Raw genomic sequence first — 12,696 nt, 5'->3', positions numbered from 1 at the left:
CCTAGCGCCCCTTCAACAGGTTGGAATAGAGCATCAGCCCCCAGCCGCACAGCGCCGCCTCCACCGGTCCCCAAACTGCATGGAACGCGATGGGGTCCAGCCCCGCGCCCTTCGCCAGTTGCGCCAAGGATCGCCGCCCGTTGACCCCCGCCAAAACCGGTGCCGCCCCCTTGGGCAGCGTCACGCGCACCGTCTCGCCCCCGTGTTTGATCGGCAGGGCCTTGCCCGCCTGAACCGCCTTGACCAGTGGTGCTGCTGGCAGCCCGTGCAAATGCGGGATCCGGTCCATACCGCCCTTGGGCACCGCCCCGCCTGCCGCACGGGCATAGCCCACATGCACCTTCATCGACCCGCTGAGCTTTTCTGCAACCGCCCAGCGCGCAGGCCCGTCCATCCCGTCAGGCACCGCCCCAAACCGCGCAGGATCATAGGCCGCCGGTTTGCAAAAACCGGCCAAATCCCAACCCGTCTGCTCCATGACATCCAACAAGGACGCCACATCAAAGGCGCGATCTTGGGAATGCAACAACAGGTCATAAAACCCCGCATCCGACACCTCATGATCGACCACATGAGGGTTGCGCTTGAACACGTGCCCTTCGGGCAATGTGTCATAAACCGCGCGTGCCGCCGTCAGCCGCGCGGCGGGGTCCATCCCTTGAAAGAGCGCGCCAAAGGCCTCTTGCAGCGGATAAACCCCCGCCCGCCCGTAAGGCGCATAGACCATGAACCCAAGCCCCCCACCGGAGGCCAGCGCGGCACGCAGCGCCGAAAACCCCGCCGCAGGGTCCGGCAGATGATGCAGTACCCCGCAACAATCAATGTAATCAAACACCCCATGGTCTGCCGCATCCAACAGCGATCCGGTCACAAAGGTGATCCCCGTTAGCCCCCGCGCCGCCGCCCGCGCCTCCGCCACACGGCGCGCCGCCTGCGACATATCCAGATACACGATCTCATACGGTCGTTTGGCAGAGGTCATCAGCTGCGCCAGCTGGATCAACCCATCCCCCGTGCCCCCGCCGGCACACAAAGCGCGCAAGGGCCGCGACCAATCCCGCTGGCCGCCCCATAGGACATGATCCATCTCACGCGGATCGGACGGCGATCCGGTGATCAGCCGCTTGGCCTCATCGGCAGGGTCGCGTTCGGGATAGGGGAAGGCCTCATACTGGGCTTGGACGTCAGACATGGGGCCAGCCTAGCGGCGGTAGGCCTTTCGGGCCAGATCAATCCGCGCATCCATCATCGACATCTCTTTGAGGATCTCGGACCGCCGCGTGCGGTCACCTGTTTCGGCCAATTCCGCGCGCAACTGTTCCAACGTGCGTGACAGGGACACAAACTCGGGCACCGCGCCGTTCTCGCGCATCAAACGGCTGATCAAGGCGTTCTCGGGGTCCTCCTCAGGCGGCAAAGGCGCGCCTTGGCCGGGTAAGTCGTCAAACGCGCCGTCCTGCTGGGCTGCCCGAATGCGCGCATCGATCAAATCTTCCAAAGGATGTCCCATGGGGCGCAAAATAGGGCCACACCGCCCACCAGGCAACACCCACCCCGCAACACCCAGCGCGCGCCGCATTTACCCGGCGCTAATCCCGACATCGCATCTTCGCCCTTGGTTAACCCGTGGGCCTGACACGCCTGCGCCATGGATATTTCGGGACTGCCGGCCCCTCAGACCACCCACGCGCATCCTTTGCAAAGGGCGCGCAGATCGGGTGCAGGGGCGGGTCCATTTGCAAGCTGACCCCGGTGGCCGAAACGCCACCGCGGCCCCCACCCGCCGTCCGTCCGAGCCTTGTCCGGACCGCGACGAAACCGATAACCGTTAACACCGCCCATTAACCTTAACGCGCCACGTTGAAAGGGCAGTACACCGTCCCCCCTTCATCTGGCCAAAAAAACTCAAATCCCACTCCCCAAAACGAAAAACCCCGCCGCAGGTAAACCGCGACGGGGCCAAACGCGCATAAAAGACGCGCTTATTTCATTTCGATACGCCCGTCTGTGTAGGGCGTGTAGGGTCCGTTCTCCGCCAGATAATCAGCGACAACTTGTTCCAGACCGGGGCCAAAATCATAGGCGTTGACCGCGTCTTCGAACATGGAATAGCCGTCACCGCCATTGCGCATGTAGTTGTTGGTGACCAGCAGATAGGTCGCGCCCTCGTCCAGCGCTGCACCGTCCACCATCACATCCGACACGCGGCTGCCCGGCTCCATGGACAGATCAACCGTAAAGGTCATGCCCGCCACCTGCGGGAACCGACCGGCCCCGTCCGCAACCTGGCCCACACCGTTTTCAAGGGCGGCCAGAATGTCCGCGCCTGTGGCCTCAAATGTGGCCAGTGTGTTCTGGAACGGCAGCACGGTCAGCACTTCGCCCATGGTGATCTCACCGCTGTCGATAGAGGCGCGCAAGCCACCCCCGTTCTGGATCGCGGCGACAACGCCCTGATCCGCCACACGGTCCAGCATCGCATCGGCCACAAGGTTGCCCATGGCGCATTCCATCGCACGGCAAACCTCGCGCGATCCTTCGATCACCTCAGTGCTTTCGGCCACAACTTGCGTTTTCATCTCTTCGATGGGACCGGCCAGTTCGGCCACGCGGGCGACAATCGCCTCGTCTTCGGCCACAGAGGCATCCAGCAGGATCGTGTCGCCGGTGGCAGAGGTGACATTGCCGTCGTCATCAAAGACCAGCGTCAGATGGCCCACATATTTGGAATAGGCGTAGGCCTGCACCACAGGCACGTCGCCGACCATCGTGGGATAGGCCATCGCACCCTCTTCGGTGTTGGAAAACAGCGTGTGCGAATGCCCGCCCACAACTGCATCAAGCCCATCAACGGCCTCGGCCACGGCCATGTCGCGGTTCACGCCCACGTGGTTCAGCGCGATAATCTTGGTGACCCCATCTGCTGCAAGTGTGGCCACATCGGCAGCCAGGCTTTCGGCCTCATCGATGAAGATCACCGCGTCAGAGGGCGAGGAGGTCTCGACCGTGTCGGTAGCCACCGTCGAGACGATGCCGATGCGTTCGCCGCCCACTTCAAGCACCACATGGTTAGCTACTTTGCCCGCCAGAATGTTCGACTGGCTGACGTCGATGTTGCCGGAAATCACGGGAAAATTCACGCCATCGGCCAGCTTCGCCAGACCAGCGTCACCGTCGTCGAACTCGTGGTTCCCCACGGCCATGGCATCAAAGCCGATGGCGTTCATCATCTCGATTTCCACGTCACCCTTGTAGGTCGTGTACATCAGGCTGCCCTGATACTGATCGCCCGCGTCCAGCACGATCACGTTTTCACCGGCCAGTTCCTCGCGCAGCTGGTCGATCATCGTCTTGACCCGTGCCACACCGCCAAAGCATTCGCCCGCCGCGTTGTCTTCCGCGCTGCAGGTGCTGTCGAACCGGTTGATCGGTTCGATCCGGCTGTGCAGGTCATTGATGTGGATGATGTGCAGCGTGTATTCCGCCGCAGCCATCCCGCCGATCATCGTGAAGGCGGCTGTCGTTGATAGCAATCTGGTGAGCATGTTCATCCCCGTTGGTTGTGTTCTGCCTCCAGCTTGCGCTGGGTCACCGGCAAGAGTCAAAGCCAAGTCCGTGAAGGTTTCGTAACGTCGCCTTCGCGCGCCCAGCACCGCCCAAGCTTTAGGCACCCGCACGCTTGACGCGGCAGACGCGGGATGGAAAACGTCCCTCCATGTTGATTTACAAAATCCTGACCGCCGACCAATGGGCGGCGTTTGATGCATCGGGCACCTTCGCGGGTGCCCCGATTGACGTGGCCGACGGCTACATCCACACCTCCACCGCCGAACAGGCGCAGGAAACGGCGGACAAACATTTCGCCGGGGCCGAAGGGCTGATGCTTGCGGCACTGGAGGCCGACACCTTTGGTGACGATCTGGTCTGGGAAGTGTCGCGCGGCGGCGCGAAGTTCCCCCACATCTACAACCGCCCCCTGTTGCGATCCGACCTTGTCTGGGTCCGCCCCATGCCCTTGGTGGGGGGCCAGCACGTGCTGGACCTGACATGAGCCTGATCGAACAGATCGGCCTGCGGGCCCTGCGCAGCTTTGATCCCGAAACCGCCCATGGTCTAGCCCTCAAGGCGCTCAACGCTGGGCTGGGGCCCAAGGGCGGGCCGGTCACATCAGACAGGTTGCGCACGCAGGTGGCGGGCCTTGATCTGCCCAATCCCGTGGGCCTTGCCGCAGGCTTCGACAAGAACGCCGAGGCGCTGGCCCCTCTGGCGCGCTGCGGTTTCGGCTTTCTTGAAGTCGGCGCTGCAACCCCCCTGCCGCAGATGGGCAACCCCCGCCCACGTCTGTACCGGCTGACCGAAGACCGCGCCGCGATCAACCGGTTCGGGTTCAACAACCAAGGGATGGATGTGATTGCGAAGCGGCTCGCGGGTCGTCCTTCAGGGCGGGTCGTGGGCCTCAACCTTGGCGCCAATAAAACCAGCCCCGACCGCGCGGCAGATTTCGGCAAAGTCCTTGCACGCTGCGGGGCGCATGTGGATTTCGCCACGATCAACATCTCATCCCCCAACACCGAAAGTCTGCGCGACCTGCAAGGCCGCGACGCGCTCCATGCGCTGTTGACCCAGGTCATTCACGCCAGCCATGACGCCAGTTTTGCAGGACCTGTCTTCCTGAAAATCGCACCGGATCTGGGCGGCGACGAAATCCGCGATATTCTGGATGTGCTGGGCGATTTCCCCGCACTTGCGGGCATCATCGCCACGAACACCACACTGAACCGCGACGGGCTGCGCAGCACGCACAAAGGCCAGACCGGCGGGCTATCGGGCCAGCCCTTGTTTGACAAATCCACCCGCGTGGTGGCTTTGCTGTCCAGCCTTACGGACCTGCCCATCATCGGGGTCGGCGGCGTGGGATCGGCCGAACAAGCCTATGCCAAAATCCGCGCAGGGGCCTCAGCCGTGCAACTTTATACCGCGCTGGTCTACGGCGGGATTTCATTGGCTGCTGAGATTGCGACAGGCCTTGACGCCTTGCTGGCCCGCGACGGGTTCACATCCGTGGCAGACGCCGTGGGCACCGGACGCGAGGATTGGCTATGATGCCCGCGCAGATGACCCTGTGGCACAACCCGCGCTGCACAAAATCCCGCCAAACGCTGGCCTTGCTGCAAGAGCGCGGCCTGCAACCTGCGGTGCGCCTCTACCTGCAAGACCCGCCCACCGAGGCAGAGATTATCGCCGTGCGCAACGCGCTGGGTGTCACCGCTGATGAGATGATGCGGCGCGGTGAAAAGCTGTTCAAAGAGATGGGGCTGGCCACGGCAAGCGAAGACGCGCTGCTGGCCGCCATGGCCGCCCACCCGATTTTGATCGAAAGGCCCGTGTTGATCCACAATGGCCGCGCCGCGATCGGGCGTCCGCCCGAGGATGTGTTGGCCATTTTGTAGGATCGAATTGGCTGCGCCAATCCGACCCGCGCCGCTGCGCGGCGGGGTGGGGGCGCTGCCCCCCGGCCTGCGGCCTCCCCCCGAGGTATTTGAGAACCAGAGAATTCAAGCCGTCTTGGAGAGGCCCCAGTGGGGCGTCTCAGGCGCAGAATGGTCGGAGACCCGAGCCGTCTCGGAATTGATCAGGCGGATCAATTCAGGCGCAGAACGGGCGGAGCCCAAAGCCGTCTTGGAAAACCTCCGGGGGAGGTTTTCAGCTGAGAACGGGCGGTGCCCCGCAAGCCGTCTTGGAAAGGCCCTAGCGTGGCCTCTTACGCTCCCACGTCGCGTTCCAGCGCGGGGTATTTGGCCGCCAGCGTGACGCCGCGCGCGGCAAAGCTGATCAGCAGGGCGATCCACAGGCCGGTGTTGCCGGCCAGCGGCATGAGCGCCAGCGCCGCAGCAAAGTAAATCGCGGCGGAGACCGCCATCATGTTGCGCATGTCGCGGGTGCGGGTGGCGCCGATGAAAATGCCGTCCAGCATGAAGGGGGCTGCGGACAAGAACGGGGTCAGCGCCATAAAGATCAGGTAATCCCGCGCCGCTGCGCGCACGTCGGGCGCCGTGGTCATCAGGTCGATGATCGGCCCACCCAAAAGACCGAACATCGCCGCCATCAGCACGCCGATGCCAAAGCCCCAGCCGCTGACCATCACCGCCGCACGCCGAAACGCGGCGCGGTTGCGTGCGCCCAGCGCTTGCCCCACGAGCGCTTCGACCGCGAAGGCAAAGCCATCCATGGCGTGGGCGGTGAAGCCCAGAAACTGCAGCAGGATGTGGTTGGCGGCCAGCCGCGTGTCGCCGTAGCGCGCCCCAAAGAACAGAAACGACATAAAGATGGATTGCAGCAGCAGCGACCGGATCAGGATGTCGGCGTTGACGGCGGCAAAGCGTGTCAGCTTTGCGCGGTCCAGCAGGCGCGCGCGGTCGGCCCAGACGTCTGCGCGCAGACCCGCGCGGCAATACCACAGGCCCAGCGCGCAACCGGTGACTTCGGCCATCACGGTGGCTGCGGCCACCCCCTGCACCCCCCAGCCAAAGCCCAGCACAAACACCAGATCAAGCCCGATGTTGATGCCGTTCATCACCAGCTGGATCACCAGAATATCCCGCGTGCGTTCGGCGGCCACCAGCCAGCCGGTCACGGCATAGGTGGCAATTAGAAACGGCGCGGACCAGACGCGGATGGCCATGTAGCTGCGCGCGAGGGTTTCGACCTCGTCACTCGCAGGTGACAGCCAGAACCCGAAGGCAAAGAGCGGGGCCTGCAGCACGATGATCGCAAGCCCCCCCATGGCCGCGATCCCCAGCGCGCGGATCAAAATGGCGGAGGTTTCCCAACCGTCGCCCGCCCCCAGCGCTTGGGCTGCAAAGCCCGTGGTGCCCATCCGTAAAAACCCGAAAACCCAGTAAAGACCGGTGAGGATCACAGCACCGATGCCCACAGCCCCGATGGGGGCCGCCTCGCCCATCTGGCCTACCACGCCGGTGTCGACCAGACCCAACAGCGGCACCGTGATATTGGCCAGCACCACCGGCACCGCGATGTTGAGGATACGCCGGTGGGTCAGCGCGGGCGCGTCAGCCATAGCTGAAGCGGTCGGGCGGTTCGACCAGCGCATTGGCGGCGGCCACAGCCGCGGGCAGGCCCTTGTGGGCGGACAGCAGGCAGGCGGCGATCCACGGCAGGATCACGCGGCCTTGGGGGTCCCCGTTGGGGGCCACCAGATGGCCACCGGTTTTGAACACAGCCTCGGCCAGCCCGCTTTCGCGGGTCGCACAGGCGGTGGAGATCAGGACCGCATCATCGCGCAACGCCAGCCCGTCAAAGGCGCGTGCTGTCACCAGCCACGGCCCGTCCATCAAGGACACGTCGACGCCCTTGCCATATTCCCCCATGAACAATCCGCGTGGCCCGCCATGGGCCGACAGGATCATCACGTCGTCCTCTGCCGCCTGGCGCAACATGCCCGGCACCTCAGCGGGTGCACCGGGGCGCAGCAGGCGGACGTCGTGCCCCATGCCTTCGGCGATGGCGCGCAGGCCCAAAGCCTCCGCCAGATCATGCAGGGCGAGGATGGTGATCCGGTCAGACATCGACATCGCCGTCGCGCGGCTGGGGCATCAGGAAATGCCCCGTGGCTTGGGCAAACAAGCGGCTGCGGTTGTCCTGCCATGCCTCCACATGAACGCTGGCATAGCGCCGGCCAGAGCGGTTGATCCGCGCGCGCGCATAGGCGTCGCGCGGCAGGCCGGAGCGCAGGTAATCCACCGTGAAATCAATCGTCTTGGGCAGGCGCAGGCCGGTCACGTCCTCACCGGCCTCCATCCGTTCCCACATCATCCCCCAGCTGAGTTCGATAATCGCCGTGGTTTCCAGAAAGGCCGCCGTGGCCCCGCCGTGCAGGGCAGGCAACATGGGGTTGCCGATCAGACTGTCCTGATAGGGCATGATGCCGGTCAATTCATCCCCGCGCCGGTCAAACCGAAAGCCCATGTATTGGATGTAGGGCACGCCCTCGATCAGCGATTGCAGGGCGGCGTCACGGCGTTGTTTGATCACTTGGACAGGTTCTGGGCGCTTCATGCTCTGGGCCCTTTCTGGGTCTGGATGGCGAAGGCGCCGGTCGCTGTGGCGACGGGGCGGTCCACGTCGTCATCCATAGCGGTGGCGCGCACAAAGGCCACCGACCGGGTCACGTGATAACATTCGGCCCGTGCGACAATCGTCTGGCCGGGGGTGGCGGGCCGCATATAATCAATCCGCAAATCCAGCGTCGCTGTGCCCACGGGCAGGCTGTCGTGGACCATCACCGCCGCACCACCACAGGTGTCCAGCAGGGCCGATACGGCCCCGCCATGGATGACGCCCGTCTCAGGGTCGCCCACCAGTTTGGTGTCGTAGGGCAGCGTGATGGTGGCATGGCCGCCGCCGATCTCGGTCAGGGTCATGCCCAAGGCGCTGGCGTGCGGCAGGGCTGCGATAAACTGGCTGGCGATTTTGGCTTGTCGATCTTCACTCATGATCCTTTTGAACCCCGACGACGTCGGGGCCGCAAGCGGTTTCGTGACCCGCCCCCCGTTGCCCTGCACGCGCGGCGGGTCTAGGATCGCACAAAAGGGAGGCAGATCATGTCCGAGCCACGGCTGAGCTTTAAGGAAATGTGTGCAAAGTTTGATGTGACCCCGCGCACGTTGCGCTACTATGAATATATCGAACTTTTGTCGCCTGAACGCGAAGGCCGGTCGCGGTATTATGGCCCCAAGGAAATGGCGCGGATGACGTTGATTCTGCGCGGGCGCAAGTTTGGCTTTCCTTTGGAAGAAATCCGCCAGTGGTTGCTGATCTACGAAAACGAAGGCACCGAGGCGCAGATGAAAACATGGGTCGATTACGCCACCCGCCAATTGGGGGAGCTGGAAGAACAGCGCCGCCAGCTGGACGAAACCATGGATGAATTGCGCCGCCTGCGCGATGATACGGCCGCGAACCTCGCCTAGGGTTCCCGACCTTCAGAGCGGACGCGCGGATGCGGCCGATCAGGGGCCTTGCGCGGGCGACATGACGGGCGGCCTAGGGCCACACAACCCCTCTGGTTGTGCCACAAACAGACATCACACAAGCAGTCGGATCATGCGAAGGTAAGGAAATCCTTACCTCAAAACCCTTATAAATAAGGCCAAAGGGGAATGCCTATGAATTCTTCCCACTTAGATTATTGCGCCTTGCGCGGGTAAAACTTTCCTGACCTTTCGTAAACCTCGTTGTGACGCGGCGTTACGTTTACGTCCGCGTCATCTTTTCTTGTAAGGTGGGACAAAGCTCCTCACCTGCGCCCTATCGAACCGCTATGAGGATAAAGTTATGACGGATCAAACGATGACCATTCGCCAGATGTGCGAAGATTTTGATGTAACGCCCCGGACGCTTCGTTTCTATGAAGCCAAGGAACTGCTGTTTCCGCAGCGCGTCGGGCAAAAACGTCTTTACGGCAAGCGCGACCGCGCGCGGCTGAAGCTGATTTTGCGCGGCAAGCGCTTTGGGTTCTCTTTGGAGGAAATCCGCCAGCTTCTGGACCTGTACTACATGAACGATCACCAGGCGACGCAGCTGCGTGAAACCTATGTGCTGGCCGAAAAGCACCTCTCTGACATGAAGGCGCAGCGCGCTGAGTTGGATGAGGCCATTGCAGAACTTGAAACCCAAATGGACTGGGGCCGCGCGCGCCTGTCCCAAATCGAACCCCAGCAGGCGGTGGCCAGTTAAGCCACCCCTGCCCCACCACACCCCAAGGAGGGCCTGATGCCGATTTTCAACGCACCGACCAAAGACCAGCAGTTCGTGCTGCACAATGTCCTGAAGATTTCCGAAATGGACATTCCGGGCTTTGCCGATCTTGACCGCGATTTCACAGACGCCGTCCTGACCGAGGCCGGCAAATTGGCATCCGAAGTTCTGGCCCCACTGAACGTGGTGGGCGACAAACAAGGGTGTCATCTTGAGAACGGCGTCGTGCGCGTGCCCGACGGCTTCAAAGAGGCCTACGACCAGATGGCGGAAGGCGGTTGGATGGCCATGGACATGCCCGAAGAATACGGCGGCCAAGGCCTGCCCTACATCATGCACACCGCTGCGATGGAACCCATGGTCAGCGCCAACATGGCATTCAACATGTACCCCGGTCTGACCCACGGCAACATGGCCGCGATTCTGGCCCACGGCACGGAAGAGCAAAAACAGACCTACCTGCCCAAGATGGCCACCGGCGAATGGTCCGGCACCATGAACCTGACCGAACCCCACTGCGGCACCGACCTTGGCCTGATGCGCACAAAGGCCGAACCGCAGGACGACGGCAGCTACAAGATCACCGGCCAGAAAATCTGGATTTCCGCCGGTGAGCATGAGATGTCCGACAACATCATCCACCTTGTGCTTGCGAAAATCCCGGGCGGCCCTGAAGGCGTCAAAGGCATTTCGCTGTTCATCGTGCCGAAGTTCCTGATCAATGAAGACGGCTCCCTTGGGGCGCGGAACTCTGTGTCCTGTGGCGGTCTGGAAGAAAAGATGGGCATCCACGGCAATTCCACCTGTGTGATCAACCATGATGGGTCCACCGGTTATCTGATCGGTGAGATGCACAAAGGCATGCGCGCCATGTTCACCATGATGAACGAGGCCCGTCTGGGCGTGGGCCTGCAAGGCTACGCGCAGGGTGAGGTCGCCTATCAGAACGCATTGGGCTTTGCCCGTGACCGTCTGCAGGGCCGTGCCGTGACCGGCGTTGAGGCCCCCGACAAGCCCGCCGATCCGATCATCGTGCACCCTGACGTGCGCCGCAATCTGATGGATCAAAAGGCCTTCGTCGAAGGCGCCCGTGCGTTTACGTATTGGGGCGCGTCCCTGATCGACCGCGCGCACAAAAACAACGATGCAGAGGCCGATGCACTGGTGTCGCTGATGACGCCTGTGGTCAAAGGCTTCCTGACCGACAAAGGGTTTGAGACCTGCGTTCTGGCCCAACAGACCTTGGGCGGATCGGGCTTTACCCAGGAATGGGGGCTTGAGCAATTCGTCCGCGATGCGCGGATCACGATGATCTATGAAGGCACCAACGGCGTGCAGTCGCTGGACCTAGTGGGCCGCAAACTGGGCCTGAACGGCGGCAAGACGATCATGGGCTTTTTCGAGATGATCAAGACCTACATCGCCGAGAACAAAGGCGATGAAGCCTTCGAGAAAGACTTCCTCGAGCCGCTGAAAGCTGCGTCTAAAGACCTGCAGGCGGCGGGGATGTATTTCATGCAGAATGGCATGAAAAACCCCAACAATGCATTGGCTGGGTCCTATGACTTTATGCACATGATGGGTCATGTGTGTCTGGGTCTGATGTGGGCCAAGATGGGCAAAGCGTCGATGGAGGCACTCGCCGCCGGTGACACCGACACCGATTTCCACGAGACCAAGATCGCCACGGGCCGCTATTACATGGCGCGGCAACTGCCGATGACCGCGACCCATCTGGCGCGGATCAACACCGGCGCCGACACGGTGATGGCGTTGGACGCGGCAAACTTCTAAGGTGGTGGGGCGGACTTCGGTCCGCCCTTTCCATATCCGAGGACCCGATGCCAAAACGTTTTCGCCTGACCCGCCGTTTTCCCTGTGCCATGACCGAAGACGGCTATCGCCGGTTGCGCAGGTTTGCATCCGAGGCGGGACTGGATGAGGGCGAGGCCTTGTCCTTTCTGTTCGAAAACTTCGATTCCGTCATCGACGAAGACACCTTCGGGCACCGGTTGCGGCTGTTCAATTCGGAGCTTGAGGCGCGCAAACGCTGACGGGGGCGCGGGGGGCGGGCCGGCCCTCCGGGGGGAGTTTTTCGGGCCAGATGAAACAGGGGACGCGCAGACCGGCGACAGGGCGCGTTACCCTTAATGGCCCTCAGCTGCGGCGGCGCGCGATGTTTGACGGGGGCTGCGGGTTGGCAAACCGGACGCAATCGCCCAGTCTGGCCAAAACATATTGTCCCGAAAGGACCCCAGCCCATGATCAAACTGCACTGCTTTGGCGAAAGCGGGAATGCCTATAAGGCGGCCCTGACCCTGCAACTGTCCGGTGCGGAGTGGGAGCCGGTGTTTGTCGACTTTTTCAATGGCGCGTCTCGGACGCCTGAATTTCGGGCCATGAATGTCATGGGTGAGGTTCCGGTCATGGAAGACGGTGATCTGATCCTGACCCAATCGGGTGTGATTCAGGACTACGTCTCCTCCAAGACCGGCAAGCTGGGCGGGCGGTCGGCGGCAGAGCGTCGTGACGTGTTACGCTGGATGTTTTTCGACAACCATAAGGTCAGTGGCGTGGCGGGACCCTTGCGGTTCAACACCAATTTTCTGCCCGAAGACAAACGCAACGCAGATGTGAACGGGTTTATGCATATGCGGTTGATGTCGGCCCTCAAGATCCTTGAGACACAGCTGGCGGACACCCCCTATCTGACCGGTGACGCGCTGACGATCGCGGATATCGCCTGCTGCGGATACCTTTATTACCCTGAACCTTATGGATTTAATCGTGCGGAGTTTCCAAAGATCGACGCATGGTTGGGCCGGATCGAGGACACGGAGGGCTACAAAGCGCCCTATGATCTAATGCCCGGCAGCCCCGCGGATCGCGCCTAGACCCAAAGGTCATTTGCATCTGTGA

General features: G+C 62.3%; 15 protein-coding genes. 8 read left to right on the top strand and 7 right to left on the bottom strand.

The genetic code is table 11. The features are described 5' to 3' along the window. Position 1 precedes the first annotated feature (1 nt). The 3 genes from ACTG36_RS12125 to ACTG36_RS12115 all read right to left on the bottom strand — a co-directional run bounded on the left by ACTG36_RS12125 (position 2) and on the right by ACTG36_RS12115 (position 3,545). On the bottom strand, positions 2-1,192 hold the full coding sequence (locus ACTG36_RS12125; RefSeq protein ID WP_375281912.1) for a class I SAM-dependent methyltransferase: 1,191 nt from the start codon (positions 1,190-1,192) through the stop codon (positions 2-4). A gap of 9 nt (positions 1,193-1,201) precedes the next feature. After that, on the bottom strand, positions 1,202-1,510 hold the full coding sequence (locus ACTG36_RS12120) for a DUF1992 domain-containing protein (RefSeq protein WP_375281913.1): 309 nt from the start codon (positions 1,508-1,510) through the stop codon (positions 1,202-1,204). Positions 1,511-1,982: 472 nt separating this feature from the next. Further along, a complete protein-coding gene (locus tag ACTG36_RS12115) occupies positions 1,983-3,545 on the bottom strand; it encodes a bifunctional metallophosphatase/5'-nucleotidase (RefSeq protein ID WP_375281914.1) in 1,563 nt (520 codons plus the stop codon). 170 nt (positions 3,546-3,715) lie between these two features. On the opposite strand from ACTG36_RS12115, the gene ACTG36_RS12110 reads away from it, so the two are divergent. From ACTG36_RS12110 to arsC, 3 genes are read left to right on the top strand one after another with little or no spacing between them, the layout of a single operon-like run. After that, the gene (locus ACTG36_RS12110) at positions 3,716-4,051 is read left to right on the top strand and encodes a DUF952 domain-containing protein (RefSeq protein WP_375281915.1); all 336 of its coding nucleotides are present in this window, start codon (positions 3,716-3,718) and stop codon (positions 4,049-4,051) included. Beyond that, a complete protein-coding gene (locus tag ACTG36_RS12105) occupies positions 4,048-5,103 on the top strand; it encodes a quinone-dependent dihydroorotate dehydrogenase (protein ID WP_375281916.1) in 1,056 nt (351 codons plus the stop codon). Before ACTG36_RS12110 ends, ACTG36_RS12105 begins: the two co-directional genes overlap by 4 nt. Continuing rightward, positions 5,100-5,450 carry an arsenate reductase (glutaredoxin) gene (gene arsC, locus ACTG36_RS12100; RefSeq protein WP_375281917.1) on the top strand — a complete coding sequence of 117 codons (351 nt, stop codon included), beginning with the start codon at positions 5,100-5,102 and terminating at the stop codon, positions 5,448-5,450. The genes ACTG36_RS12105 and arsC overlap by 4 nt, the downstream gene beginning before the upstream one ends. Before the next feature lie 311 nt (positions 5,451-5,761). Here the strand turns inward: arsC and ACTG36_RS12095 are convergent, their stop codons facing one another. From ACTG36_RS12095 to ACTG36_RS12080, 4 genes are read right to left on the bottom strand one after another with little or no spacing between them, the layout of a single operon-like run. Further along, positions 5,762-7,078, bottom strand: a complete 1,317-nt coding sequence (locus tag ACTG36_RS12095) for an MATE family efflux transporter (protein WP_375281483.1) — start codon at positions 7,076-7,078, stop codon at positions 5,762-5,764. Further along, on the bottom strand, positions 7,071-7,586 hold the full coding sequence (locus tag ACTG36_RS12090; protein WP_375281482.1) for a hypothetical protein: 516 nt from the start codon (positions 7,584-7,586) through the stop codon (positions 7,071-7,073). The genes ACTG36_RS12095 and ACTG36_RS12090 overlap by 8 nt, the downstream gene beginning before the upstream one ends. After that, a complete protein-coding gene (locus tag ACTG36_RS12085; protein WP_375281481.1) occupies positions 7,579-8,076 on the bottom strand; it encodes a PaaI family thioesterase in 498 nt (165 codons plus the stop codon). Before ACTG36_RS12085 ends, ACTG36_RS12090 begins: the two co-directional genes overlap by 8 nt. Beyond that, entirely contained in the window at positions 8,073-8,513 is a 441-nt protein-coding gene (locus ACTG36_RS12080; protein ID WP_375281480.1) for a PaaI family thioesterase, read from the bottom strand. The genes ACTG36_RS12085 and ACTG36_RS12080 overlap by 4 nt, the downstream gene beginning before the upstream one ends. Positions 8,514-8,621: 108 nt before the next feature. Between ACTG36_RS12080 and ACTG36_RS12075 the strand changes: the two genes are divergently transcribed. The 5 genes from ACTG36_RS12075 (at position 8,622) to ACTG36_RS12055 (ending at position 12,671) form a co-directional block, all read left to right on the top strand. Further along, on the top strand, positions 8,622-8,990 hold the full coding sequence (locus ACTG36_RS12075; protein WP_375281479.1) for a MerR family transcriptional regulator: 369 nt from the start codon (positions 8,622-8,624) through the stop codon (positions 8,988-8,990). Positions 8,991-9,354: 364 nt separating this feature from the next. Further along, the gene (locus tag ACTG36_RS12070; RefSeq protein WP_375281478.1) at positions 9,355-9,756 is read left to right on the top strand and encodes a MerR family transcriptional regulator; all 402 of its coding nucleotides are present in this window, start codon (positions 9,355-9,357) and stop codon (positions 9,754-9,756) included. A gap of 36 nt (positions 9,757-9,792) precedes the next feature. Beyond that, on the top strand, positions 9,793-11,571 hold the full coding sequence (locus tag ACTG36_RS12065; protein WP_375281477.1) for an acyl-CoA dehydrogenase C-terminal domain-containing protein: 1,779 nt from the start codon (positions 9,793-9,795) through the stop codon (positions 11,569-11,571). A gap of 47 nt (positions 11,572-11,618) precedes the next feature. Then, entirely contained in the window at positions 11,619-11,831 is a 213-nt protein-coding gene (locus tag ACTG36_RS12060; protein ID WP_375281476.1) for a hypothetical protein, read from the top strand. Between the two features lie 207 nt (positions 11,832-12,038). Next, entirely contained in the window at positions 12,039-12,671 is a 633-nt protein-coding gene (locus ACTG36_RS12055) for a glutathione S-transferase family protein (RefSeq protein ID WP_439142457.1), read from the top strand. Positions 12,672-12,696 lie beyond the last annotated feature (25 nt).

The sequence above is a fragment of the Pseudooctadecabacter sp. genome (genome assembly GCF_965657175.1).
Taxonomy (GTDB): Bacteria; Pseudomonadota; Alphaproteobacteria; order Rhodobacterales; family Rhodobacteraceae; genus Octadecabacter.
This window is presented reverse-complemented; position numbering and strand designations above follow the sequence as displayed.